This window comes from Rhodococcus sp. ARC_M12 (assembly GCF_022810385.1).
GTDB lineage: Bacteria > Actinomycetota > Actinomycetes > Mycobacteriales > Mycobacteriaceae > Rhodococcoides > Rhodococcoides navarretei.
Map to the genome: position 1 here is coordinate 447,642 of NZ_JALGQI010000001.1, position 25,217 is coordinate 472,858.

General features: G+C 64.5%; 28 protein-coding genes. 5 read left to right on the forward strand and 23 right to left on the reverse strand.

Annotation, left to right across the window (positions count from 1 at the left end; all coding sequences use genetic code 11):
* Positions 1 to 112: 112 nt before the first annotated feature.
* The 3 genes from ispG to dxr are packed head-to-tail and all read right to left on the reverse strand — an operon-like array spanning position 113 to position 3,793.
* A complete protein-coding gene (gene ispG / locus MTX35_RS02070; RefSeq protein WP_243593354.1) occupies positions 113 to 1,276 on the reverse strand; it encodes a flavodoxin-dependent (E)-4-hydroxy-3-methylbut-2-enyl-diphosphate synthase in 1,164 nt (387 codons plus the stop codon).
* A gap of 34 nt (positions 1,277 to 1,310) precedes the next feature.
* Positions 1,311 to 2,525, reverse strand: a complete 1,215-nt coding sequence (locus tag MTX35_RS02075) for an RIP metalloprotease (RefSeq protein ID WP_243593355.1) — start codon at positions 2,523 to 2,525, stop codon at positions 1,311 to 1,313.
* 5 nt (positions 2,526 to 2,530) lie between these two features.
* Positions 2,531 to 3,793: a 1-deoxy-D-xylulose-5-phosphate reductoisomerase gene (gene dxr / locus MTX35_RS02080; RefSeq protein ID WP_279393287.1), complete on the reverse strand. Its 1,263-nt coding sequence runs from the start codon at positions 3,791 to 3,793 to the stop codon at positions 2,531 to 2,533.
* Between dxr and MTX35_RS02085 the strand changes: the two genes are divergently transcribed.
* A complete protein-coding gene (locus MTX35_RS02085; RefSeq protein ID WP_243593356.1) occupies positions 3,792 to 4,316 on the forward strand; it encodes a DUF1990 family protein in 525 nt (174 codons plus the stop codon). The two genes, dxr and MTX35_RS02085, sit on opposite strands and share 2 nt — an antisense overlap.
* Here MTX35_RS02085 and puuE read toward each other — a convergent pair.
* On the reverse strand, positions 4,313 to 5,230 hold the full coding sequence (puuE, locus tag MTX35_RS02090; RefSeq protein ID WP_243593620.1) for an allantoinase PuuE: 918 nt from the start codon (positions 5,228 to 5,230) through the stop codon (positions 4,313 to 4,315). The genes MTX35_RS02085 and puuE overlap by 4 nt on opposite strands.
* Positions 5,231 to 5,426: 196 nt before the next feature.
* Between puuE and MTX35_RS02095 the strand changes: the two genes are divergently transcribed.
* A complete protein-coding gene (locus MTX35_RS02095) occupies positions 5,427 to 5,696 on the forward strand; it encodes a DUF2631 domain-containing protein (protein ID WP_243593357.1) in 270 nt (89 codons plus the stop codon).
* Between the two features lie 8 nt (positions 5,697 to 5,704).
* Here MTX35_RS02095 and rlmN read toward each other — a convergent pair whose 3' ends face one another.
* A complete protein-coding gene (rlmN, locus tag MTX35_RS02100; protein ID WP_243593358.1) occupies positions 5,705 to 6,856 on the reverse strand; it encodes a 23S rRNA (adenine(2503)-C(2))-methyltransferase RlmN in 1,152 nt (383 codons plus the stop codon).
* A gap of 159 nt (positions 6,857 to 7,015) precedes the next feature.
* On the opposite strand from rlmN, the gene MTX35_RS02105 reads away from it, so the two are divergent.
* Both MTX35_RS02105 and MTX35_RS02110 read left to right on the forward strand, forming a co-directional pair.
* On the forward strand, positions 7,016 to 7,435 hold the full coding sequence (locus tag MTX35_RS02105) for a lipopolysaccharide assembly LapA domain-containing protein (protein ID WP_243593359.1): 420 nt from the start codon (positions 7,016 to 7,018) through the stop codon (positions 7,433 to 7,435).
* Between the two features lie 108 nt (positions 7,436 to 7,543).
* A complete protein-coding gene (locus MTX35_RS02110; protein WP_279393306.1) occupies positions 7,544 to 8,386 on the forward strand; it encodes a CoA ester lyase in 843 nt (280 codons plus the stop codon).
* Positions 8,387 to 8,429: 43 nt separating this feature from the next.
* Here the strand turns inward: MTX35_RS02110 and MTX35_RS02115 are convergent, their stop codons facing one another.
* The 6 genes from MTX35_RS02115 to rpsB form a co-directional block, all read right to left on the reverse strand.
* Entirely contained in the window at positions 8,430 to 9,128 is a 699-nt protein-coding gene (locus MTX35_RS02115; protein ID WP_243593621.1) for a class I SAM-dependent methyltransferase, read from the reverse strand.
* 38 nt (positions 9,129 to 9,166) lie between these two features.
* Entirely contained in the window at positions 9,167 to 10,066 is a 900-nt protein-coding gene (locus MTX35_RS02120) for a phosphatidate cytidylyltransferase (protein WP_243593361.1), read from the reverse strand.
* Between the two features lie 51 nt (positions 10,067 to 10,117).
* Positions 10,118 to 10,675 carry a ribosome recycling factor gene (frr, locus tag MTX35_RS02125; RefSeq protein WP_243593362.1) on the reverse strand — a complete coding sequence of 186 codons (558 nt, stop codon included), beginning with the start codon at positions 10,673 to 10,675 and terminating at the stop codon, positions 10,118 to 10,120.
* A gap of 55 nt (positions 10,676 to 10,730) precedes the next feature.
* Positions 10,731 to 11,459 carry a UMP kinase gene (gene pyrH / locus MTX35_RS02130; RefSeq protein ID WP_243593363.1) on the reverse strand — a complete coding sequence of 243 codons (729 nt, stop codon included), beginning with the start codon at positions 11,457 to 11,459 and terminating at the stop codon, positions 10,731 to 10,733.
* Positions 11,460 to 11,636: 177 nt separating this feature from the next.
* The gene (gene tsf, locus MTX35_RS02135; RefSeq protein WP_243593364.1) at positions 11,637 to 12,461 is read right to left on the reverse strand and encodes a translation elongation factor Ts; all 825 of its coding nucleotides are present in this window, start codon (positions 12,459 to 12,461) and stop codon (positions 11,637 to 11,639) included.
* A 160-nt stretch (positions 12,462 to 12,621) separates the two neighbouring features.
* On the reverse strand, positions 12,622 to 13,509 hold the full coding sequence (gene rpsB, locus MTX35_RS02140) for a 30S ribosomal protein S2 (RefSeq protein ID WP_243593365.1): 888 nt from the start codon (positions 13,507 to 13,509) through the stop codon (positions 12,622 to 12,624).
* A 347-nt stretch (positions 13,510 to 13,856) separates the two neighbouring features.
* On the opposite strand from rpsB, the gene MTX35_RS02145 reads away from it, so the two are divergent.
* Entirely contained in the window at positions 13,857 to 14,375 is a 519-nt protein-coding gene (locus tag MTX35_RS02145; protein ID WP_374230214.1) for a M23 family metallopeptidase, read from the forward strand.
* A gap of 3 nt (positions 14,376 to 14,378) precedes the next feature.
* Here MTX35_RS02145 and MTX35_RS02150 read toward each other — a convergent pair whose 3' ends face one another.
* The 12 genes from MTX35_RS02150 to MTX35_RS02205 all read right to left on the reverse strand — a co-directional run bounded on the left by MTX35_RS02150 (position 14,379) and on the right by MTX35_RS02205 (position 25,152).
* Entirely contained in the window at positions 14,379 to 15,548 is a 1,170-nt protein-coding gene (locus MTX35_RS02150) for a MinD/ParA family protein (RefSeq protein WP_308198094.1), read from the reverse strand.
* Positions 15,549 to 15,756: 208 nt separating this feature from the next.
* Positions 15,757 to 16,683 (reverse strand): tyrosine recombinase XerC, encoded by a 927-nt coding sequence (locus MTX35_RS02155; protein WP_243593367.1) that lies wholly within the window; start codon positions 16,681 to 16,683, stop codon positions 15,757 to 15,759.
* A gap of 69 nt (positions 16,684 to 16,752) precedes the next feature.
* Positions 16,753 to 17,535 (reverse strand): siderophore-interacting protein, encoded by a 783-nt coding sequence (locus MTX35_RS02160; protein WP_308198095.1) that lies wholly within the window; start codon positions 17,533 to 17,535, stop codon positions 16,753 to 16,755.
* A 97-nt stretch (positions 17,536 to 17,632) separates the two neighbouring features.
* Entirely contained in the window at positions 17,633 to 18,757 is a 1,125-nt protein-coding gene (gene dprA, locus MTX35_RS02165; RefSeq protein WP_243593368.1) for a DNA-processing protein DprA, read from the reverse strand.
* Entirely contained in the window at positions 18,754 to 20,259 is a 1,506-nt protein-coding gene (locus MTX35_RS02170) for a YifB family Mg chelatase-like AAA ATPase (RefSeq protein WP_243593369.1), read from the reverse strand. The genes dprA and MTX35_RS02170 overlap by 4 nt, the downstream gene beginning before the upstream one ends.
* Positions 20,259 to 20,615 (reverse strand): YraN family protein, encoded by a 357-nt coding sequence (locus MTX35_RS02175; RefSeq protein ID WP_243593370.1) that lies wholly within the window; start codon positions 20,613 to 20,615, stop codon positions 20,259 to 20,261. Before MTX35_RS02175 ends, MTX35_RS02170 begins: the two co-directional genes overlap by 1 nt.
* A gap of 350 nt (positions 20,616 to 20,965) precedes the next feature.
* Positions 20,966 to 21,310: an Lsr2 family protein gene (locus tag MTX35_RS02180; protein WP_243593371.1), complete on the reverse strand. Its 345-nt coding sequence runs from the start codon at positions 21,308 to 21,310 to the stop codon at positions 20,966 to 20,968.
* 416 nt (positions 21,311 to 21,726) lie between these two features.
* Positions 21,727 to 22,032, reverse strand: a complete 306-nt coding sequence (locus MTX35_RS02185; RefSeq protein ID WP_243593372.1) for a DUF2469 domain-containing protein — start codon at positions 22,030 to 22,032, stop codon at positions 21,727 to 21,729.
* A 37-nt stretch (positions 22,033 to 22,069) separates the two neighbouring features.
* Positions 22,070 to 22,864 (reverse strand): ribonuclease HII, encoded by a 795-nt coding sequence (locus MTX35_RS02190; RefSeq protein ID WP_243593373.1) that lies wholly within the window; start codon positions 22,862 to 22,864, stop codon positions 22,070 to 22,072.
* Positions 22,861 to 23,637, reverse strand: coding sequence for a signal peptidase I (gene lepB, locus MTX35_RS02195; RefSeq protein ID WP_243593374.1), 777 nt, complete (start codon positions 23,635 to 23,637; stop codon positions 22,861 to 22,863). The genes MTX35_RS02190 and lepB overlap by 4 nt, the downstream gene beginning before the upstream one ends.
* 186 nt (positions 23,638 to 23,823) lie before the next feature.
* Positions 23,824 to 24,165, reverse strand: coding sequence for a 50S ribosomal protein L19 (rplS, locus tag MTX35_RS02200; protein WP_243593375.1), 342 nt, complete (start codon positions 24,163 to 24,165; stop codon positions 23,824 to 23,826).
* A gap of 132 nt (positions 24,166 to 24,297) precedes the next feature.
* Positions 24,298 to 25,152, reverse strand: a complete 855-nt coding sequence (locus MTX35_RS02205; protein WP_243593624.1) for a hypothetical protein — start codon at positions 25,150 to 25,152, stop codon at positions 24,298 to 24,300.
* Positions 25,153 to 25,217: the final 65 nt, after the last annotated feature.

Below are 25,217 nucleotides of genomic sequence, written 5' to 3' on the forward strand. Positions count from 1 at the left end.
CTCCTGACCACCTACCGCATACACACCGACCGAGCGTGTACCGAATCATTCCAGAGAACATGTTCCCCCGGTGGCAGAGCGGCAAACCGGACACCGAACCGGTCGAACCGGATCAGCTGACGGTCACGACCGGTGCGCCACCGTCTGCAGCCTCATCCTTCTCGAATTCCTCGGCGATGCGCATCGCTTCCTCGATCAAGGTCTCGACGATCTGTGCCTCCGGCACCGTCTTGATGACCTTGCCCTTGACGAAGATCTGGCCCTTGCCGTTGCCCGACGCCACTCCGAGGTCCGCGTCGCGCGCTTCGCCCGGACCGTTGACGACGCATCCCATGACGGCGACGCGCAGCGGGATCTCCATGCCCTCCAGACCTGCGGTGACCTCGTCGGCGAGGGTGTACACGTCCACCTGCGCCCGTCCACACGACGGGCAGGAGACGATTTCGAGCTTGCGGGGACGCAGATTGAGTGACTGCAGAATCTGGTTGCCCACCTTGATCTCCTCGGCTGGCGGGGCCGACAGAGAGACGCGAATGGTGTCGCCGATTCCCCTGGACAGCAGTGCACCGAATGCCACCGAAGACTTGATGGTGCCCTGGAACGCGGGGCCTGCCTCGGTGACGCCGAGGTGCAGCGGGTAGTCGCACTGTGCAGCGAGCTGCTCGTAGGCAGCGACCATGACGACCGGATCGTTGTGCTTGACCGAGATCTTGATGTCCCCGAATCCGTGTTCCTCGAACAGGCCCGCCTCCCACAGCGCGGACTCCACGAGTGCCTCCGGCGTCGCCTTGCCGTACTTCTTCATCAACCGAGGATCGAGCGATCCGGCGTTGACGCCGATACGGATCGGAATGTTCGCGTCGCCGGCGGCCTTCGCGACCTCCTTGACCCGTCCGTCGAATTCCTTGATGTTGCCCGGGTTGACGCGTACTGCGGCGCAACCGGCGTCGATCGCGGCGAAGATGTACTTGGGCTGGAAGTGGATGTCGGCGATCACCGGGATCTGGCTCTTCCTGGCGATGATCGACAGCGCATCCGCGTCGTCCTGTGTGGGGCATGCCACACGAACGATGTCGCAACCCGACGCCGTCAGCTCTGCGATCTGCTGCAGCGTGGCGTTGATGTCATGGGTTTTGGTGGTGCACATCGACTGCACCGAAATGGGGCTGTCGCTGCCCACTCCCACCGACCCGACCTGCAGTTGCCGCGTCTTACGGCGAGGCGCAAGTACGGGCACCGGCGGTGCCGGCATTCCCAATCCGACTGACACGGTCACGAGTGGCCTTCTTTCCTAGCTACGACTGACGAGTCTACTGATAGATCTGGATCGGGTTGACGATGTCCGCGGTAAGCGTCAACAAGGAGAACCCGATGAAAACAATGATGACCACGTAGGTGACCGGCATGAGTTTCATGTAGTTCACCGGCGCACCGTCGGGCAGGCCACGGCGGTTGCGGAAGATGTTACGAATCCGCTCGTAGATCGTCACGGCGATGTGGCCACCGTCCAACGGCAGCAGCGGCACGATGTTGAACGCACCGAGGAAGAAGTTCAGCGACGCCAACAGTCCGACGAACGTCACCAAGTCGTCACGCTCCACCGCTTGGCCGCCGATGACGCTGGCTCCGACGACACTCATCGGAGTGTCGAGGCCACGCTCACCGCCGAAGATCGACTCCCACAGCGCCTGTACTTTCGTCGGCAGTTGCACCAGAGCCTTGCCGGTCTGCACGAAGATGTCGCCGGTGAAGACGAACGTCTCGGGCACCGCTTCGATCGGGTTGTACATGATGTTCGGCGGAGGACCACCGGTAATGCCTACCGCCCCGACCGTCGTCGATTCTTTCGCTCCGGTGTCAGGATCGATGACGTATCGCTGAACCTGAAGGATCGGAACATCGAGAGTCTGCGAAACACCGTCGCGATCGACCGTCAGCTCGACCGACCCGGTCGAGTCCCGGATGGCGAGAACCACCTCGGACCAGACCTCGGTCGGCTCACCGTTGACTGCGGTGATGATGTCGTCCGTTTGCAGTCCGGCTGCTGCCGCAGGACCGTCTCCCGAACACGGCGCAAGTTCACCGTCTTCGGTCTGTGTCGTACTGACACAGACGACGCCTTGGACCGTCGTCGTCGGCGTCACCTGATCCGGCGTTCCCCACCCGAGGACCAATGTGTAGACCAACACGATTCCGAGCACGAAGTTCATGGCAATTCCGCCGACCATGACGACGATGCGCTTCCACGTCTTCTGCCGGTACATCGCTCGTTCGACCTCGTCGGGGGCGAGCTCGTCGATGGCCGTCATTCCGGCGATGTCGCAGAACCCGCCTGCCGGAATGGCTTTGAGACCGTACTCCGTCTCGCCGCGTCGGAAGGAGAAGATCTTCGGGCCGAAACCGATGTAGTACCGGCGAACCTTCATGCCGAGCGCTTTCGCGGTCCACATGTGTCCCGCCTCGTGCAGTGCGATCGACACACCGATACCGACGGCGAACAGCACGACACCTATAGCGAACGCCATGTGAGTCAGAGACCCTTCTGTTTCAGGAGCTCACGCGCACGAGCGCGAGCCCAGGAATCCGCCGCCAGAACGTCGTCCACGGTAGTCGGCACCGCAGACCAGTCCCCGCCGCCGTCACTCAGAACCGCCCGTACCGTCTGCACGATCTCGGGGAATTCGATGCGGCCGCCCAGGAATGCGTCGGCGGCGATCTCGTTGGACGCGTTGTACACCGCCGTCATGCACCCGCCCATGATTCCGGCCTCGCGGGCCAGCTGCACGGCAGGGAACACTCGATCGTCGAGTGGCTCGAAGTCCCAGGAGAACGCTGCGGTGAAATCGAGGGCGCGCGCGACGTCCGGCACCCGATCGGGCCAGCCGAGCGCAAGTCCGATCGGCAGCTTCATGTCCGGTGGGCTGGCTTGAGCGATGGTGGAGCCGTCGACGAACGTGACCATCGAATGCACGATGGATTGCCGATGCACGGTGACGTCGATCTTCTCGTAGGGCACGCCGAACAACAGATGCGCCTCGATCAACTCGAGGCCCTTGTTGACCAGGGTTGCCGAGTTCAACGTATTCATCGGACCCATCGACCAGGTGGGATGAGCCGCGGCTTGGGCAGGGGTCACCGACTTCAGTTCCGCTTCGCTCCAGCCCCTGAACGGTCCACCCGATGCGGTGAGGATCAGTCGATCCACCTCGCCTCGGTTGCCGCTGCGCAGGCACTGCGCCAGCGCAGAATGCTCCGAGTCCACCGGAACGATCTGTCCTGGCGCGGCGGCAGCGAGCACGAGATCTCCGCCTGCCACCAGCGATTCCTTGTTGGCCAACGCCAGCCGGGCTCCGGTCTTCAGGGCCGCCAACGTCGGTTCGAGACCGAGCGAGCCCACGAGCGCATTGAGCACCACGTCGGCTTGCGTCGACTCGACGAGCTCGGTCACCGCACGGGGCCCGCTCAGGACCCCGGGGAAGTCGAGCTCGGCGGCCGCGGCGGGGTCGGCCACGGCAACCCGCCGAACACCGGTCTCGGCGATCTGACGGCGAAGAAGGTCGATGTTCCCACCGCCCGCCGCAAGACCGACGACCACAAAACGGTCGGGGTCGGTGGCGATGACGTCGAGCGCTTGGGTACCGATCGAGCCGGTGCTCCCCAACAGCAACACGCGAATCGGCTCGGGACGATCCGAGGAGGTCGTTCGCTCACGATGGTCTGGCACCGGTCCATTGTTGCCTACCGAGGCTGAGAAACTCCTATGCGCCGCCGTAGCTGGCACGCTGGAGGCCATGGACGTCTCGAAGTATCGCGCGGCATCGTTCAATTACGCCGATGTAGGGGCAACGAGGGACACGCTCCCGGCCGGCTACCACTACGTCGCGAAGTCGAGGGTCATCGGATCCGGAGTCGAGGACTTCGTGGCCGCGGCCGATGCGCTGATGCGCTGGGACATGCATCGCGGTGCCGGCCTGACCGTCCACTCCAGCGACGACGCCGTCCCCGACGCCGTGGTCGTTCTCACGCTCGGGCCCATCCGTATCCCGTGCCGAGTGGTGTACGTCATCGACGAGGCCAACCGGCAGGGCTTCGCCTACGGCACCCTCGACGGCCATCCCGAGTCCGGCGAGGAACTGTTCCACGTCGACTACTCCCCCGCCGACGGGACCGTCACTGCGCACATCACGGCGTTCTCGAAACCCGGCCGCTGGTACACCAGGCTCGGCGGTCCGGTGGGCCGGCGGGTCCAAGCGCTGTTCACCGACCGGTATCTGACCGCGTTGGCGAAGGTGTGCACGTCGCCACGCCAGAGCTAGGAACCGGGCGGGTGCACGGCGCGCCAATGCTCGGCAATGTCGATCCGCTTTGCGACCCACACCTTCTCGTGAGATCCGACGTGATCGAGAAAGCGTTCGAGGGCAGCGATGCGAGCCGGTCGGCCGACCAGCCGGCAGTGCAGTCCCACCGAGAGCATCTTGGGGCTGCCTTCCTCCCCCTCGGCATAGAGCACGTCGAAGGCGTCCCGTAGATGTGCGTAGAACTCGTCTCCGGTCGAGAAACCCCCGGGCGAGGCGAAGCGCATGTCGTTGGTGTCGAGCGTGTAGGGCACGACCAGGTGATCGACCACCTCGGTGCCACGAGAGACCTTCTCCCAGTAGGGCAGATCGTCCGCGTAGGAATCCGAGTCGTATACGAAGCCGCCGTGCTCGACCACGAGCGACCGGGTGTTCGGTGAGTCGCGCCCGGTGTACCAGCCCTGCGGGGCCGAACCGGTCAGCTCCCGCAGGATCGCCACGGCCTCGGCCATGTGCTCACGTTCGACGTTCTCGTCGATCTGCTGATACGACAGCCAGCGCAGCCCGTGACAGGCGATCTCGTGGCCCAACTCTGCCAGTGCGGCAACCACTTCCGGGTTCCGCTCCATGGCCTTGGCGACGGCGAACACCGTCAGTGGCAGGTCCCGTTTCTCGAACGCCCTGAGCACCCGCCACACGCCGGCCCTCGAACCGTATTCGTAGAGCGACTCCATACTCATGTGGCGGTTCGGGAACGCCTGTGCCCCGATCATTTCCGACAGGAACGTTTCGGACTTGGTGTCGCCGTCGAGGACGTTGTTCTCCGCACCCTCCTCGTAGTTCAGGACGAACTGCACGGCGATGTTCGCCTCGCCCGGCCACTGCGCATGCGGTGGCGTGCGGCCGTAGCCGACCATGTCTCGGGGGTAGTTCATCGGAAACCGGCTCAGCGGATGAGGAAGGCGCTCGGACGTCACCGCCGCAGTCTCTCACCGAAGCCGACACCTGCGCCGAGTGAGCACAACCCTGATGGCTACGACGGGCGGTCGTATGCCAATATTGTCGCAACGCGGCAGTCTCGACGCCTCGTGAAGGACGACTACGAGATTCATCACCCGAGAGGACCGACCGGTGGCAAATACCGAACTGGAATCCGCTTCGTACGACCCGGTCGTCGATACCCGCAACGAGGTGCCGGACGTGCCGTCCGCCGAGTGGGGCTGGAGTGGTGAATCGAACCGCGCGATGCGCGTGGCCGCCATTGTCGTCGCCGTGTTCCTGCTGTTCATGATGATCGGCAACCACACCGGCAAGGTCGAGGATCTGTGGCTGATCGGGTTTGCTCTGACGCTGGTCGGCCTCGTCGTGCGAGACGTGATCGTCCGACGCAAGCCCCGCTGACAGCGTTTTCAGTTCTCGGCTGCCAGCTGACCGCACGCCGCTGCGATTTCCTGACCGCGGGTGTCGCGGACGGTGCACGACACACCCTGCGCAATCACTCTTCGAACGAATTCTCTCTCCACCGGCTTCGGGCTGGCATCCCACTCGCTACCCGGAGTCGGATTGAGCGGAATCAGGTTCACGTGCACCCGAGATCCGAGTGCCTTGTGCAACTTCTTGCCCAGCATGTCTGCTCGCCACGGCTGATCGTTCACGTCTCGGATCATGGCGTATTCGATCGACACACGCCGACCGGTCCGGTCGGCGTAGTACCTTGCTGCCGACAGCACTTCGGCCACCGACCAGCGGTTGTTGACGGGAACCAGCGTGTCGCGGAGCTCGTCGTCGGGCGTGTGCAACGACACCGCCAGCGTCACCGACAGTCCCTCGTCCGCCAGCTTCCGAATTGCCGGTGCCAGACCGACCGTCGACACCGTCACCGAGCGCTGCGAGAGGCCGAGTCCGTCGGGTGCGGGTGAGACGATCTTGCGCACTGCGGCGACGACGCGTTTGTAGTTGGCCAGCGGCTCGCCCATCCCCATGAACACCACATTCGACAGTCGGCCTTCACCGCCGTGCACCGCGCCGTCACGTAGATCAGCGGCGGCCGAACGGACCTGGTCGACGATCTCGGCCGTCGACAGGTTCCTCGTCAGACCGGCCTGACCGGTCGCACAGAATGGACAGGCCATTCCGCACCCGGCCTGACTGGAGATACACAGTGTGGCCCGATCCGGGTACCGCATCAGGACACTTTCGAGAAGCGTTCCGTCGTTGGCCTTCCACAGCGTCTTTCGGGTGTCACCGTCGTCACAGGCGAGGTGATTGACGGCCGTGAGGAGGGTCGGAAAGAGGTCCGCGCCCACCTTCTCGCGCGCCTCGGCGGGGAGGTCGGTCATCTTCGTGGTGTCGGCCTCCAGACGCCCGTAGTAGTGCCGGGCCAACTGATCGGCGCGAAACGCGGGCAGACCGAGCGCCTTCACCGCATCCTGCAGACCCTGTTTGTCCAGGTCAGCCAGGTGACGCGACGGCATACCGCGACGCGGCGCAGTGAAGACCAGGGGCAGATTGGGCCTTTTCTGCTCGGTCGACGTGTTCGTTGCCTCTGCGGAGTCACTCATGCTCCACCCCACATCTTTCGCTGACGCTGCATATTTCCATTGTCCACCCGATTGCCTCGCAGTCCTATTCGCGCCGGTTTCCGTCCGTTACCCGATGGGTATCGAGGTCGTGGCCGGATGCGCGTGCATTCGGCCTTCACGTGCGGAAGGATCATCGACATGGGCACCAGAGCTGACGACAGTCACGAGACATCGCTGGACACATCAGGCGCGGTTCACCCCGGCGACCACAGCGCCTCGGGTGACCTCGCTCCCATCACGAGTCCGGATTCGGACGGTCATTCCGCGCCGGATCCCGAGTTCGTTCCGGAGTCGCAGACAGGTAGCTCCACCGACATCGCCCACACTCGCACTGCTGCGCTGTGGACCGGTCTGGTGGTCGGGGCCGTGGTCCTGGTAGTTCTGCTCGTGTTCATCGTGCAGAATCTCGACTCCGTCACCGTACAGATCTTCGCCTGGCAGCTCGATCTGCCACTGGGCATCAGCATGCTGCTGGCAGCGATCGCAGGCGCACTGGTGATGGCGATGGTCGGCGGAGCTCGGATCCTTCAGGTCCGACGCGCAACGAAGAAGAAGTAGCAGCAGCACCGGTCGTGAACACTATGCACAGAAGGTGGCGCGCAGCGACTGAATCGATCAGGATCGAGGTGCCCCACTTCACTCGAGGAGCATGACGTGACAACTTTCATGGAGACACCAGTGGCATCCGGCGTTGCCCCCGACCGTGCACGGTCCTGGCTGCTGGTACCGGCCACCAAGCCCGATACCTTCGACGATGCGGTTGCGTCGGGAGTCGACGCTGTCATCCTCGACATCGAAGACGCAGTCGCGCCGGCCAAGAAGCCGGCCGCACGCGAGGCCGTCGTGCGGTGGCTCGGCGAAGGAAACTCCGCGTGGGTCCGCATCAACGATGCAACGACCCCGTACTGGGCCGATGACCTCGCCGCGTTGTCCGGTCTGCCCGGACTGGTCGGTGTCATGCTCGCGAAGACCGAGAGCGGCGGCCAGGTCGAGGCCACGGCTGCTCGCCTGGCACCCGGTACACCGATCCTGGCACTGGTGGAATCGGCGATGGGCCTCGAAGCCGCGACAGAGATCGCTCGCGCAGACTCGACGTTCCGTCTCGCCTTCGGCAGCGGCGACTTCCGCCGCGACACCGGCATGAGTGACGACCCCCTGGCGATGGCGTACCCCCGTTCGCGCCTCGTCGTCTCCTCCCGCGCAGCGCGTATTCCAGGACCGATCGACGGACCGACACTGACGGCCAACGACAGCATCCTCGGACGTGACGCAGCGCTGACCCTGTCGATGGGGATGACGGGCAAGCTGTGCATGCACTCCGAACAGGCTGCCATCGTCAACCGCGAGCTCGCCCCGTCGCCCACCGATGTGTCGTGGGCTCGCGATGTCATCGATGCCCTCGGTGCCGACGGAGCGCACGTCAAGGACGGGAGCGACCTGCCTCGTCTTGCGAAAGCACTCAAGATCAACGAATTGGCCGAGATCTTCGGGATCCCTGCCGCCTCCTGACACCGCCCGCAGTCGAGGTGCGTCGGCCGAGTCCACCGGATCGCTAACGCAACTCGATTCCGGTCGGCTTGTATCGAACGTGGACTCGGTATCGGACGTCGAACGAGACACCGTCCACCGACTTCATGGCATCGCGCGCAACGCGTGGGCCGAATTCGATTCCCAGCACATCGCGCAGTATGCGTCGATTCGGGAACGACCACCTCGTGTCGACGCGGGTCAGTGCGAAACCCTGCGCCTCGAAGAACGCCTCGACGGTGGACGGGTCGTAGTGCGGTAGATCGGCCCGCATCCAATCCCCGTACGGCGACGCCGTCGCGTCCAGATCCACCACCACCAACGCGCCTCCCGGCGCGAGCACTCGCATGGCGTCGACGATTCCCGGCCCACAGCCCGGCCCGAAGAAGTACGCCGTCCGTGCATGGACGACGTCCACGGTGCCGTCGCCCACCGGAAGGGAATCCGCCCGGCCGGTCCGCACCTCGACGTTCGGTAGCTCGGCGACGCGCTCGCGAGCCGAGGCAGCGAGCGGCTCGTGCGGTTCGACGCCCAGTACCCGTTCGGCGTCGACTGCGAATGTCGGGAGGTGAAAGCCGCTGCCACAGCCGACGTCCACGACCGTCTTCGATGCCCAGTCCGCAACCGAACGGATCGCGTCGAAGAGAGCACCGTGGACGTCCTGGGCGCGATTCTCTGCCTCGTACAGGTGCGGCCAGTTCCAGATGTTCGGGCTGGGGATCACCCCGGTGACATCTTTGCGCACGCCTGCGGTCGGTCGGCTCAGAGGAGCACGGTGAAGACGAGCCACGCCACGAACGCCGAGGGCAGCAGGGAGTCGAGCCTGTCCATGATACCGCCGTGGCCGGGCAACAGGGTGCCCATGTCCTTGATGCGAAGATCGCGCTTGACCTGCGACTCGATCAGGTCGCCCAAGGTTCCGGTCACCACCAGCACCACACCGAGCAGGATTCCGATCAGCGAGTTGGCTTCGAGAATGAGCGTCACCGTCAGCAGACATCCGATGATGCAGAAGATCAGCGAGCCGACGAGTCCCTCCCAGGACTTCTTGGGACTGATCGCCGGGGCCATCGGGTGCTTTCCGAACAACACCCCCGCGATGTAGCCGCCGATGTCCGAACATACGACGCCTATGACGAACACGAGAATACGGCCTGCTCCGTTGTCCTGGAGCACCATCAGGACGGTGAACGAGGCCAACAGAGGCAACCAACATGCCACCAGAACGGTGACGGACAGTTCTTCGAGGTAATTCTTCGGAGCGGTGCCGAATCCCTGCCGCAGCAGCAGCCACACCATGCACACCACGACGGTGCCGACCGCTGCACTGAGTACGCCTACTGCCCCGAACGGCCACCCGAGCCAGATCATCGCCTGACCACCGAGAATCAGGGGAATGCGCGGTACGAGTACGCCGCCCTCGCGCAGTCGCTTCGACACCTCGTAGGTGGCGACGGCCAACGCGACGGCCACGACCCCGATCCAGACCAGAGGCACGAAGACCAGCACGAGAATCAGCCCGATCCCCAGGGTCCCGCCGACGCCGATCGCAGCGGGTAGATTCCGGCCGGCCTTGCCTGCCGACTTCGCGGCGGCGACCCCGGACGGCGCGGCGGGCGTACCGCTGCCCTCCTGCCGCTCCGGTCCCACCACTGTTGTCATCTCCTCGAAAATCATCGTCGTCCGTTGTGAAAAGCAGCCAGAGAGGTCCGATCAGACCTCCATCAGCTCGCCCTCTTTGCGCTTGACGAGTTCGTCCACGGAAGCGGTGTACTTGGCGGTGGTCTTGTCGAGATCGTTCTCGGCGCGGACGACCTCGTCCTCGCCTGCTTCGCCGTCTTTCTGGATCCGCTTGAGCTCTTCCATGGTCTTTCGGCGGACGTTGCGAATCGACACCTTCGCGTCCTCGCCCTTGCCCTTCGCCTGCTTGACGAACTCCCGTCGACGTTCTTCGGTGAGCTGCGGAACCCCGATGCGAATGAGGTTGCCATCGTTGGTGGGGTTGACCCCGAGGTCGGAGTTGCGGATGGCGGTTTCGATCGGTCCGAGCTGACTCGACTCGTACGGCTTGATGACCACCAGACGGGCTTCGGGAACGCTGATGCTGGCCAGCTGAGTGATCGGTGTCAGAGCACCGTAGTACTCGATGACGATGCGGGAGAACATTCCGGGGTTGGCACGTCCGGTACGAATGGAGGACAGATCGTCACGTGCAACCGATACGGCCTTTTCCATCTTCTCTTCGGCATCGAAGAGAGCTTCGTCAATCACGATCTGTCCTCCATCGTCTTCGTCTTCGATTCGCTTGCGTCCCTGTCGGCCTCGATCACGACGTGACCAGCGTGCCGATCTTCATGCCGGACACAGCGCGAGCGATATTTCCCTGGATCAGCAAATTGAACACCAGCATCGGCATCTGATTGTCCATGCAGAGGCTGAACGCGGTCGCGTCGGCGACTTTCAGTCCCTGCTCGATGGCTTCGCGGTGGGTGATCGTATCGAACATCGTCGCATCGGGATCGAGGCGCGGATCGGCCGAGTAGACACCGTCGACTGCCTTGGCCATCAACAGCACCTCGGCTCCGATCTCGAGTGCGCGCTGTGCGGCAGTCGTGTCGGTGGAGAAATACGGCATTCCCATACCGGCTCCGAATATGACGACACGACCTTTTTCCAGGTGCCGCCGCGCGCGGAGCGGAAGGTAGGGCTCTGCGACCTGCCCCATCGTGATCGCGGTCTGCACCCGAGTGGCCACGCCCTGCTTTTCCAGAAAATCTTGCAGTGCAAGACAATTCATCACAGTGCCGAGCATGCCCATGTAGTCCGAACGAGATCTGTCCATCCCACGCTGCTGCAGTTCCGCACCACGGAAGAAGTTGCCGCCACCGATCACCACGGCGACCTGAACCCCGGTGGCCACCACCTCGGCAATCTGCTCGGCAACGTTGTTCACGACATCCGGATCCAGACCGACCTGGCCGCCTCCGAACATCTCCCCACCCAGTTTGAGCATCACGCGTCGGAACCCGGGACGGTCAGGGGCCGGATCGGTCATAGCTCTCCTCGGTACTCGTCGAACACTACGGTTTCCTCTTCGATCATCCTGCCCTATCGAGGCCCGGGCGGTGGACAGGGCTCCGGCCAGTGCATGGACCTGCCCCGCGCACGAGCGATGCCGCCCACTCGATGGAATCGAATGAACGGCATCGCCTCGACCGAAACGGTGTGCAGACTAGCCTGCACCGACCTCGAACCGGGAGAAGCGCGTGATGGTCACGCCTGCCTCGTCCAGGATGGCCTTGACGGTCTTGTTCCCGTCCTGCACCGACTTCTGCTCGGTGAGAACGACATCCTTGAAGAAACCGTTGACGCGACCCTCGACGATCTTCGGCAGCGCCTGCTCCGGCTTGCCTTCTTCGCGAGCGGTCTCCTCGGCGATGCGACGCTCGGCAGCCACGAGGTCCTCGGGGACCTCGTCGCGCGTGACGTACTTCGCCTTGAGCGCTGCGATCTGCATCGCAGCTGCGCGTGCGGCCTCGCCTGCGGCGTCACCGTCACCGGAGTACTCGACGAGTACGCCGACAGCAGGCGGCAGGTCCGCGCTGCGCTTGTGCAGATAGGTAGCGGTGTTGCCGTCGTAGGACACGACGCGACGCAGCTCGAGCTTCTCACCGATCTTGGCCGACAGCTCGGTCAGGGCCGTCTCGACCGTCTTGCCGTTCAGGTCGAGAGCCTTCAGCGCCTCGACGTCGGCAGGCTTGCCTGCCGCTGCCGTCGCTGCGACGGACGCAGCGAAGGTCTGGAATTCCTCGTTCTTGGCGACGAAGTCGGTCTCGGAGTTGATCTCGACGAGCACTCCACCCTCGGCGACCACGAGGCCCTCGGCGGTGTTGCGCTCGGCGCGCTTGCCGACATCCTTGGCACCCTTGATGCGCAGGTGCTCGACGGCCTTGTCGAAGTCGCCATCGGTCTCGGCGAGCGCGTTCTTGCAGTCCATCATTCCGGAGCCGGTGAGCTCACGGAGCCGCTTGACGTCGGCGGCAGTGTAGTTCGCCATCGTGGGCGAGCCTCCTCAAAAGTCTGGGTACGGGCGTTGACGAAAAATGCTGATCTCAGGCCGTGATCGACGGGCTCACTGCGGAGCCGTACCGACCACAACCCTGACATACCGAAGCGGCCCCGGCCCACCCCTGAGGGTGAACCGGGACCGAATTCGATCAAGACTGAGCGGCCGGTGCTTCTTCTGCTGCCGGTGCATCGGCTGCGGGAGCCTCTGCTGCCGGTGCGTCCGCTGCGGGAGCCTCTGCTGCCGGAGCCTCTGCTGCCGGTGACGCCTGAGCGAGCTGCTCGAGCTCCCACTCGGCGAGGGGCTCGCCTGCGCCGACCTCGGGCTTGGCGTCGGATGCAGTGTTCTGACCCGCGCGAGCCTGCACGCCCTCGGCGACTGCGGATGCGACGACCTTGGTCAGCAGCGCAGCGGAACGGATCGCGTCGTCGTTGCCCGGGATCGGGTAGTCGACCACATCGGGATCGCAGTTGGTGTCGAGGATCGCGATGACCGGGATGTTCAACTTACGAGCCTCGGCAACCGCGAGATGCTCCTTGTTGGTGTCGACGATCCAGATGGCCGACGGAACCTTGGACATGTCCCGGATGCCACCGAGGGTGCGGTCGAGCTTGGTCATCTCACGCGTGAGCATGAGGATTTCCTTCTTGGTGCGTCCCTCGAAGCCACCGGTCTGCTCCATGGCCTCGAGCTCCTTGAGGCGGAGGAGGCGCTTGTGCACCGTCTGGAAGTTGGTGAGCATGCCACCGAGCCAGCGCTGGTTCACGTAGGGCATGCCCACGCGGGTTGCCTCAGCGGCGATGGACTCCTGCGCCTGCTTCTTGGTGCCGACGAACAGAACCGTGCCGTTGTGGGCGACGGTCTCCTTGACGAACTCGTAGGCCCTGTCGATGAAGGTCAGGGTCTGCTGCAAGTCGATGATGTAGATGCCGTTGCGGTCGGTGAAGATGAATCGCTTCATCTTCGGGTTCCAGCGACGGGTCTGGTGTCCGAAGTGTGTGCCGCTGTCGAGCAGCTGCTTCATTGTTACTACAGCCATGGCTGAAGAACTCTCTTTCGATGGTGCGGTTGACGCAGAGTGTCGGTGACCTCTGCCCTGGCGTCCGCTGAAGTTGCCGGACCTGACATCGAGGAGATCTCAGGACCGCCGACAACCGGTTCTCGTATCGGTGATTCTGCGATGAGGCAGACGATGCGATGAGGCGGACGCGCGAAGTCGACCCGTGCACGCACAGGCCGCAAGTGACGAGTGTAGACCTGCCGCGGCCCCCGTCATAACCAGGGCCGACTGTCAAGAGATTCCGTCACCTGTGGACAGAGTTTCCACTTGTCCACAATCGACGGTCGTCGTCGTTTCCACGTCCGAATCCACGAGATGGTCGACGGGTGAACGTCTCACTCACTCGCCGCACACTCGCGATCTGCGTCGCGATCTGCGTCGCGACCTCGGTAGCACTCTCGACGCCGGTCGCATCGGCGCGGCCGGATGCGTTCGGCTGGCCGCTGCAGCCGAGGCCGCAGGTCGTCACCTCGTTCGACCGGCCCGAGCAGAACTGGCTGCCCGGCCACCGTGGTGTCGACCTCGCCGCGCAGGAAGGCCAATCGGTACTGGCCGTCGCCGACGGCATCGTGGTGTTCGCCGGGCCGGTCGCGGGCAAGCCCGTCGTGTCTGTCGACCATTCGAGCGGACTCAGATCGACCTACGAGCCGGTGGTGGCATCGGTCGCCGCCGGCAGCCGGGTTCGCCGCGGGACGATACTGGGATCGGTGGCCGGAGGGCACGAGAGTTGCTCGGCCACATGCCTGCACTGGGGCATCAGACGTGGCCGCGAATATCTCGACCCCACGGCACTGGTGCGTGCGAGTCCGATCAGGTTGAAGCCGCTGGAGGCAGCGCCTCGGTGATCCCTACCGCTGTGGGCCGGAGTGCCTGCCCGACGCGGCAGGGAAATCGTCGGCCACCATGGCGGCAAGCTCGACGAAGGCGTTTCGCGTCTGGGGCCGCAACAGCTCGAGATCCACCACGGCACCCTCGGCCAGGTGCTCGTCGAACGGGATCACCAGCACGGCGCGGCATCGCTCGAGGAAGTGCTGCTGCAGCAGATTCATGTCCACTGCCGACGAGCCCGGCCGAACAGAGCTGATCACGACGACCGTTCGCTCGACCAGATGTCCGTAGCCGTGCAGCTCCAACCAGTCCAGCGTGGCCGCTGCACTGCGAGCACCGTCGACCGCCGGAGAGCTGACCAGCACCAGAGCGTTCGCCAGCTGCAGTACTCCGTTCATCGCCGAGTGCATGATGCCGGTACCGCAGTCGGTCAGAATCAGGTTGTAATAGACCTGCAGCATGTCGATGACTGCGCGGTAGTCCTCTTCGCCGAACATTTCCGACGCGGCGGGGTCACGCTCGCCGGCCAGTACTTCGAGTCGACTCGGTGCCTGCGAAGTGTGCTCGCGAATGTCGGAGTAGCGACGAATACGCGGGGCGGCGGCCAAGAGATCGCGGACCGTCGACGACGTCTGACGCGGCACACGCTCGCCCAGGGTGCCGAAGTCGGGGTTCGCATCCACGGCAATGACGCAATCTCCGCGCAGCGACGCGAAGGTCGAACCGAGGCCGAGCGTGGTGGTGGTCTTGCCGACGCCGCCCTTGAGCGACAGAAACGCGATCCGATAATCGCCGAGCACCGGCTGCCGGATGCGCTCGACCTGGTTTCGGTACCGCTCCTCCGCCGTCGATTCGCCAGGATTGATGACGCCGCCGGTGAGCCTGTGCACTCCACGTCGCCACCCCGAATTCGAGGCCCTCTTGGGACGCTTGAGCAGCGAATCCGCGCCCAGTTCCTGGCTGGCGGGTCGATAGGCGTTGGGTCCCCCCGCCCACGGCTGCGGCGACCCACGATCGGGGTATACGGGGAAGTCGTCGGACTGCGGCCGGACGGGCTCGTGCCGATCGGAGGGCGGACCGGGCTGCAGCGGCACCGGTGGGTTGTACCGCGGCAGGAGGGGCTGCCGGCCGACAGAATCGGGCGTCTGCCAGGGGGGCGGCTGCCGCGGCGTCGAGCGGGGAGTCTCCATCGGATCCGACGATACGGCTGTGCCGGACTCGTCGCGTGCACTGTCGGACGACACGGGAGAGTTCCGATGGTCGGCGGTCGAGCCGCTACGGACATGCATCGACCACGTCTCCGAAGTACCTTGCGGTCGGTCGCGGTCCACGGTCCCCCGTATTCGGTGTAGTCAGTCGGCCATGACGCTACCAAACGTTGCGCAGTGGACGCTCGGCTCAGGCTCGGGGGTGAGCCTGATCGTGCACAGCCCGTAACCGCTCGACGGATACGTGCGTGTAGATCTGAGTGGTTGCCAGAGAGGCGTGGCCGAGCAGCTCCTGCACCACTCTCAGGTCGGCTCCCCCCTCCAGGAGATGGGTCGCAGCGGTGTGGCGCAGGCCGTGCGGACCGAGGCTGGGACCACCGGGGACGGTCTCGAGAATCTCGTGAACGGCCGTTCGGGCCTGCCGCTGGTCGAGCCGTCCACCCCGACGCCCCAGCAGCAATGCCGCACCGGATCGGTCACCGGCCAGTTCGGGCCTGCCGCTGACCAGCCACTTCTCGACCGCCTGCCCTGCCGGTGCACCGTACGGAGCAGAGCGTTCCTTGTTGCCCTTGCCGACCACACGGATCAGGCGACGCTCGGTGTCGACATCGTCGACGTCGAGTCCGCACAACTCTCCGACACGGACTCCGGTTGCGTACAGCAACTCGACGATCAACCTGTCCCGCAGCGCGATCGGATCGAGCTCGGCGGCACCCGATTCGGCAGCGGCCAGCGCGCGAGTCGCTTGACTGTGGCGGAGAACACCAGGAAGCGTGCGATGTCCGATGGGCGCTGTCAAGCGTTCCGCCGGTGTCACCTGCACCGCACCGACCCGTTCGAGCCACTTCCCGAAAGTCCGCGCCGACGAGGTTCGCCTCGCCATCGACGTCCTTGCCGCTCCGGCCGCCGAATGCGTGGCCAACCACGAGCGCACTGCGCGAAGGTCGAGATCGGCGATCGTCGCACCCGGCGACGACTCGGCGAAGTGCGCGAGCAAGGAGCGAGCGTCGGCCACGTACGCGCGGACAGTGTGCTCGGAGCGCTCTCGACCGAGTCGAAGGTGTTCGGCGAACTCCTCGACGTGTATGCCGAGATGAGGCGGCAGCGAATCGGTCATCGTCTCAGCTTGGGCGCTCGTACCCGGTGCGACAACCGGACACGCCGACCGAGACGCGTTGTCGCCGGATCAGGCGTCGACTCCGGATTCGGCTTGTGCGAGTTCGCGCTTCCACACTCGGAACGTCTCTTCGGTTCGGCCGCGACGCCAGTAGCCCGAGATCGAGGCCCACTCGGCCCCGACCCCGCGCTCCTTGCGGATGTAGGGCCGGATGTTGTGCATGACGGCCTGCGCTTCTCCGTGTACGAATACCTGGGCTTGCCCCGGCAGCCACTCGGTTCCCTTCACTGCTGCGATCAACGGTGCGTTGTCTCCGGCCCGATCGTCCCCGACCTCGTTCGAGGACGCACCCCGGTGGACCCAGGTCACATCGACGACGGCGAGCGTCTCCATGTAGATCTCGTCGTGCCGGTCGGCGACTTCGATGAAGACCTTGGCGATGGCGTCTTCCGGGAGCGCCTCGACTGCAGCCGAGATCGCCGGAATCGCCGATTCGTCGCCGGCGAACAGGTGCCAGTCCGCGTCGGGGCGCGGGGCGTACCCACCGGAGGGGCCGAAGAACGACATCTCGTCTCCCGGCTTCGCCCGGGTGGCCCACGGCCCGGCGACTCCCTCGTCTCCGTGCACCACGAAGTCGATGGCGATCTCCCGCGCGTCGGTGTCGACCGAACGAACGGTGTAGGTGCGCATGATCGGTTCGTCATCGGTTCCGAGGAACAACTTGACGTAGGCGTCGGTCTCGTCGATCGCATCGAAGTCGTCGAAGTTGGCCCCACCCAGGTAGACCCGGTGCATGTGCGGGGTGAGCGCTTCGGTGCGCAGGACGGACAGGGTGGTTTTCTTGCGTGGCACTTCGGACCCCTCTTCGAGCGAACGACGCCGATACCCGATGCATCGACTAAGCATTACCTAACACCCTACCTTTTCGGGCTCGGCGATCGTGGTGCGCTCATCCACGCACGACCCGGAACCAGCCGGTCTCGTCACTGCCGACAAAACCTTCCATCTCCAACACCGGCAGCGATGCACGCACCTTGCTCAACGGCACACCGGAGTTCTCGGACAGCTCACGACTGGACAGCGATCCCGTTGCCGGCAGCGCGTCGTAGATCAGCAATGCGGTTTCCGAGAGTGCATCCGTCTCACGGAAGAGGTCCGGTCGAGACTCCTCCGTAGACCCGAGAGCGCCCGCCTCGGCGACCACGTCGTGCGAGCTCGACACCAGAACCGCCTCACCGTCGCGGATCATGCGGTGACACCCTGTGGACGTCGGCGAGGTGACCGGACCGGGTACCGCGAGCACCGGGCGGCCCAGTTTGGTGGCCCACGCCGCAGTATTGCGAGCTCCGCTGCGCCACCCGGCCTCGACAACCACCACGGCCGATCCGAGTGCGGCGACGAGTCTGTTGCGAGCGAGGAAGCGATGCTTGGCCGGAGTGGTACCCGGCGCGTATTCGCTCAGAACCAGCCCGCGAGCGGCGATCTGCCGCAGCAGCCGAGAATGTCCCGCGGGGTACGCACGATCGACGCCACAGGCGAGCACAGCCATGGTCGTACCCTCGACGCCGAGAGCCGCGCGATGCGCCGCTGCATCGATACCGAAGGCCGCGCCCGAGATGATCGTCCAGCCGTCGAGAGCCAGATCGGCGGAGATCTCGGCCGTCACATGGTCGCCGTAGGGACTCGACGCGCGGGTCCCGACGATCGAGACCGATCGTTCGGTGACCGCATCGACCGGCTGTGTTCCCAACGCCCACAACGCGATCGGCGGACATGTGTCCACCCCTGCGGACAGACCCGAACCATCGAATCCGAGGAAGCGCCATGCCGGCCACTCGTCGTCGTCCGGCGTGATCAAGCGGCCACCGAGCGCAGCGATGTGATCGAGATCTGCTGCGGCGGTATCGATGTGGGCGCGAACTGCCAGCCGCTCCCCCAACCCGCCCGCCCGCACTGCTTCTGCCGTCGATTCGGGACCGTGAGCTGCGGCGTGATCGACCACCGGTCGATGCGGGCCCTGCGCCACGCGAGAGAGATACGCCCAGGCGAGCCGGCGCGGGTCGTGCGTCGTCATGCCACTCCCCTGTCACGGAAGTCCAACGCGGCCCCGACGTCGTCTGCACCGGGGACCGAACCACCGGCCAGATCGTTCAGCGTCCACGCCACCCGAATGGCGCGGTCTGCGCCGCGTGCGGTCAGCGATCCGTTGCGCAACGCGCGCTCGACCGGAGCGAGCGTCGAGCGCGCCAACCGAAATCGTTGACGCAGAGCGGGTCCCGGAACCTCCGCATTGGTTCTCCAGCCGAACTCCCGCCACCGCTGCGCAGCGGCGTCTCTGGCTCCGGTGACGCGTGCGCGGATCTCGCTCGTACCCTCCCCCACCTCGTCGACCAGTGCACCTGTCGCGACACCCATCATCTGAATGCGCAGATCGACACGGTCGAGCAACGGCCCGGACAGCTTGCCGAGATATTTGCGTCGCGCCGTGGGCGGGCAGACGCAGTCGACCTGCCGCGCAGGCGCACACGGGCACGGATTCGCCGCCAGTACCAACTGAAATCTGGCCGGGTACCTGGCAACACCGTCGCGACGAGCGATGCGAATCTCGCCGTCCTCCAACGGAGTACGCAAGGCCTCGAGGACGCGAACGCTCATCTCGGCGCACTCGTCCAGAAACAGGACTCCACGATGCGCTCGACTGACCGCTCCGGGCTTGGCCATTCCGGTTCCGCCCCCGACCAGCGCACTCACCGACGTCGAATGATGCGGCGCGATGAACGGCGGTGACGTGATCAGCGGCCGGGTGGTGGTCAACAGCCCTGCCACCGAGTGAATGGCCGTCACTTCCAGCGCCTCGGACTCGGTCAGCGGCGGGAGAATCCCCGGCAGACGTTGCGCCAGCATCGTCTTTCCGATACCCGGTGGCCCGGTCAGCATGATGTGATGTGCGCCCGCGGCCGCTACTTCCAGAGCCCATCGCGCATCCGCCTGTCCCGCGACGTCGCTGAGGTCCGGATACAGCTCCTCGTGCCATTCGGTCGGACAGGGCGATTCGAGAGCCTGTTCACCGCGAAGCCAGGCCACCACCTCCCCGAGCGAGCCCGCACCCAGCACCTCGATCCCGTCCACCAGACCGGCTTCCGGCAGACACTGCAGCGGAACGACCACCCGCTGCCACCCTGCACCCTTGACCGCGAGCACACCGGGCAGTACTCCTCGAACTGCCCGCAGCCTGCCGTCCAGTGCCAACTCGCCCAGAAACACCGTCTCGGCAAGACAAGAACGCGGAATCGCTTTCGCGGCATCGAGAACCGCCAACGCGAGAGCGAGGTCGTACACCGATCCGCCCTTCGGCAGGGTCGCAGGAGACAGAGCGAGAATCACTCGGCTGTCCGGCCAGGTACCGCCCGAATTCTTGACGGCGGCTTTGACTCGGTCACGCGATTCGTTCAAAGCAGTGTCCGGCAAGCCGACCAGATGCGTACCGGGCAGGCCCTGACCGATGTCGGCTTCGATCTCCACCAGCACACCATCGACTCCGTTGACCGCCACCGAGTGGGCTCGTCCGAGGGGCATCAGAACGCAGCCCGAACGTGCGTGATGACCGGGCTGCCGTCACGACCGACCACGATCGCGATGACATCGAACCTGATCTGCACCCAGGGACCCTGCTGCAGCGACAACCAGTGCAACGCAAGTCCTCTGATTCGGGTCTGTTTGGTATAAGTCACCGCTTCGGCGGGCGTTCCGTATCCGATTCCCGAGCGGGTCTTCACTTCGACGAACACCACCGCGTCGCCGTCGCGCGCAATGATGTCGAGTTCCCCGGTTCGATGCCGCCAGTTCCGCTCGATCACCTCCAGCCCGATGTCCTCGAGATGGCGCACCGCGAGCTGCTCACCACGCGCCCCGAGTTCTTGGTTGGTCGCCATGTCCGCATTCCTCCACTCTCCGGCCGTGCATTACGGCCGATTCGGTCGTACCGACGGTGGCACGAACGAATCGAGGAGAAGCCGAGAAAGCGCAGGTGGGACATTGGCCTGTGGACAACCCCTCCACGTGTGGAACAACGGGCTCGTCACCTGTGCAGAACGACCACTCTGTCGGACCGCTGTGTTAGGGCTCAGGCACGTTCGACGGCGACGCGGGAATGGCTCCGAACACGAGAAAAGCTCCGTCCGAATTCGGAATTCGGACGGAGCTGATCGAGACATCGGGGTGTGAACACGCTGCCGATGTGGCAGAGCGCGGCCGAGACGACAGTCTCGGCACTGGAGGAAGGTCAGTGAGCAGCCTCGTAGGCTGCCTGCACGTCCTGACTGATGCGGCCGCGGGCACTGACCTCGTGGCCGTTTTCGCGTGCCCATGCGCGAATGTCCTGCAGATCGACCTTGCCGCGAACCGGTGCTGCGCTTGCCCCACCCTTGCGAGTGCGACGACCGGAGATCTTCTCGGCGTGCTCGATCCAGAATGCCAACTGTTCGTGCAATTCGTTGGCGTGTTTGAGATTCAAATCGATGCGGTACTGGTTTCCACCGATGCCGAATTCGATGGATTCACCTTGGCCGTCTTTGATGACCGACCCATCCACGTCGTCGATCATCTGCACAAGCGTCTTGCGTGCCATCTCGTACCTCTTACACGTCGGGGAGTGTGATATTCAAGTTCTACCACCCATTCTCGTTTGGACGCAAAGAACTGATGGCGTTTCGGGACATGTCGAAACGACGAATATGGGTGCAGAATTTCGGTCGCTTTCGAGATATCGACCGATAAATCCGAATCATGTTGTCGTACAATTGATTTCGCACATCCGATTTCCTCGCACGATTCAACCGAGCACAGCAATGGCCGGCACCGAACGCGAAACAGAACACCCGGACCGATTTGGTCGGGTATCCAATTCGTGTGGAGCGATACGGACGGAATCGAGATGAAGGTTCGAATCATGCGGTGCGCAACCATCGCGACGGCGCGGGACGAAGGTACCTTCGCCGCGGACCACGGCGACCACACCAGGACCCCGGCTCCGTGAGCCCGACCCTATTCGGGAAGTCGAAGATCCGGTTTGTCGAGCTCCTCGATGTTCACGTCCTTGAAGGTGATCACCCGGACATGCTTGACGAAACGAGCGGGACGATACATGTCCCACACCCAGGAATCCGACATTCGCAATTCGAAGTAGATTTCACCGTCGACGTTGTGCGGAATGAGTTCGACGGAGTTCGCCAGATAGAACCGACGCTCGGTTTCGACGACGTAGTTGAACTGACCCACGATGTCCCGGTACTCGCGATACAGCGAGAGCTCCATCTCGGTTTCGTACTTTTCGAGATCTTCGGCACTCATCGGTCTCTTTCATCCTCCAGTCGGGCGTGAGAAGCAATCATCGCGCACCTGCGTCGCGGCAGTCCATTCGCCCCAGCGCGTCGACCCCGGGAGTGGAGCCTGCGGAACGACTCACGGACAAATCGCGCGACATGCCTGCGGCCGCGGCGGCAACGTTGGCGTACGACATGCGGTGTTCTCTGCTCGGCCCGAGTGCCGTCATCGCGGCGGAATGCGCGCGGGTGCTGTAGCCCTTGTGCACGGCGAATCCGTAGCCGGGAATCGTCTCGTCCAGCTGCACCATCAATCGATCACGGGAGACCTTCGCCAGCACACTCGCCGCGGCGATGCACGCTGCGGTGGCGTCGCCGCCGATCACCGGTAACGACGGGACCGGAAGACCGGGTACTCGAAAGCCGTCGGTGAGGACGTAACCCGGGGTCATGCCGAGCCCGGCAACCGCGCGTCGCATCCCTTCGATGTTCGCCACATGGACTCCGATGCGGTCGACCTCGGCCGCATCGACGAACACCACACTCCATGCCAGTGCCAGCCTCTGGATCTTGGGAAAGAGCTCCTCGCGCCGCCGCTCGGTCAACTTCTTCGAGTCGTCCAGGTCCACGAGAGCTGCATGCGCCCGCGCACCGAGAACACACGCCGCAACCGTCAGCGGCCCGGCGCATGCTCCTCTTCCCGCTTCGTCGACGCCCGCGACCGGCCCGAGACCACCCCGCTCCAGCGCCGATTCCATCGTTCGTAAGCCGGCCGCCCGTCGGATGATCGGACGCGGCGGCCACGACGATCGGGTCAGGGTTGCGCGCGCACGCGGCGCACGTCGGGGGGTCGCCGTCATCGACCCTGGATGTCGGGCGAATCCAGAATGCCGGTTCGTGACGGCGGCAGAGCGATGAACACGGCCTTGCCGATCACGTTGTCGAGGGGAACGGTGCCGGTGAATTCGTCTGTGACGTGATACCGAGAGTCTCGCGAGTTGCTCCGGTTGTCACCCATGACCCAGACGTTGCCGTCCGGCACGGTGACGGGGTCGAAGCATCGTCCGGACTTCAATTCGGTGTCGCACGTCATCGTCCCCGGGGTGAAGGGGAAATCCATCTGTATGTACGGCTCGTCCAACGGCTTTCCGTCGACGAGTACTCGCCCCTGCTCGTCGCAGCATTCGACGGTCTGACCGCCGGTGGCGATGACTCGTTTGACGAGATCGTTCTCGTCCGGAGCCACAACCCCGATCAACGAGCCGACTTCCTGTGCCCCACGAATCACCGAGTTGTCGGACCGCTGTGACACGAATTCGTCGTTCCACGAATCCGGACCACGGAACACCACGATGTCACCCGGCTTCGGGTCGCCGAATCGGTAGCCGATCTTCTCCACCACGATGCGGTCACCGGTGCAGCCGGTGCAGCCGTGCAGCGTCGGCTCCATCGATTCGGACGGGATCAGATACACCCGAGCGACGAAGGTCTGGAGCAGGAAGCTCAGTACCAGCGCTACCAGAATGAGAATGGGGAGCTCCCGCCAGAACGAGCGGGGCTTGCGTTCCCGACGGTTCTTCCGTGAAGACTCGTCGTCGGGCTCGTCGGTTGGATCCTGTGGGGACTGCGTCACGTGATCAGGTTAGCCGGAACCGTCGCCCGCACGGCCGGACGGTCTGCGCATGGGTGGGTCGCGGCTGTCGATCCACTTGTCGGCCAGGTCGACCGCGGGTCGATCGAGGGCAGAACGCACCATGCCGCGCCGCCCGTGAGGGCGACGCGGCATGGTGTGAACTGATGTGTGTCCGGGCGGAACCGGTCAGCGCTTTTCCTTGATCTTGGCGGCCTTGCCACGCAGATCGCGAAGGTAGTAGAGCTTGGCGCGACGGACGTCACCGCGGGTGAGGACCTCGAACTGAGCGATGTTGGGGCTGTGCACCGGGAAGGTGCGCTCGACGCCGACGCCGAACGAGACCTTACGAACGGTGAACGTTTCGCGAACGCCGCCGCCCTGGCGTCGGATCACGACGCCCTTGAAGATCTGTACGCGCTCCTTCGAGCCTTCGATGACCTTGACGTGCACGTTCAGCGTGTCGCCGGGGCGGAAATCGGGAATGTCGCTACGCAGCGACTGATTGTCGAGAAAGTCCAGTGTGTTCATCGGTTGTGCCATCCTTGCGTTCTGCGCATGAGCAGAGGAACCGAGCGGCTCGCCGATACAGCGGCTCGACTGGTTCGTACTCCGAGTGAGGTCTGTGCCTGCCAGAGGCAACCCGACCATTGTGCCAGACCGTCAGGCGTTCGACGAAATCGCCTCTGCTGAGCTTGTGCCCGTGCCGCCCGCCATCGGCGCAGGTAGCACCGTCCGCGCCAATTCCTGCTCGGTGGCCTCGCGTGCGTGGACGATGCTCGGCTTGCCGGCGATCGCGTCCTGCACGTAGATCTTGGCCCGGATGAGCGGCCGTCGCCACCGCTTCTCTCGGCGCAGAGCGCGTTCCATCTTCTTCGGCCTGGTGGTGTAGCGCCACCTCGCCCACGGCGCACTCGGCCTGCTCAGCCGCACTGCTGCCAGCACGAGGATCGGGAGGACGAACAGCCCCAGCAGGCCGGTCCAGATCTTTCCCTTGAGCAGGACCACGACACCGAGCGCAAGGTTTGCCAGTGCCAACACAGCCAGTGTGCCGCGGACCCACGGGTCGGGATCGGCCCGGAAACTCGCCGGGCTCAACAACTCCAACGGGTGGAGGCCGAGAAGCAGCAGTCCGGTGAACGCCACCGCGGCGAAGACTGCATCGACCGAAGTACGTCCTTGTTCGGACCAATAGACGTCACGCAGGTAGAAGATCAACGCGAACTCGTCGAGAACGAGCGCTGCACCTATCCCGAAAATCGCTGCCAACACCGCACCGACGGACTCGGAACCATCGACGTACACCGTGATCAAGCCGATCCCGGCCAGCAGCATCAACACGATTCCGAACACGACATGGTGGATGTGTTGACCGCCGGGAGTGATGTTTCCCGGCCACCACTTCACGTCTGCGCGAATCATCCTGACGCTGAGCCGGATCAAAACGAAGCCCGCCAACAGTCCGAGCAGGAAGCACAGCAGCGGCAGGCGCCCGTGATCGATGACCCCGTTCTGCAACCACCTCACGTGTGCCTCACGTCCTTCCTGCCGATCAGCGGGACAAGCTGTGACCTGCGCTTCAG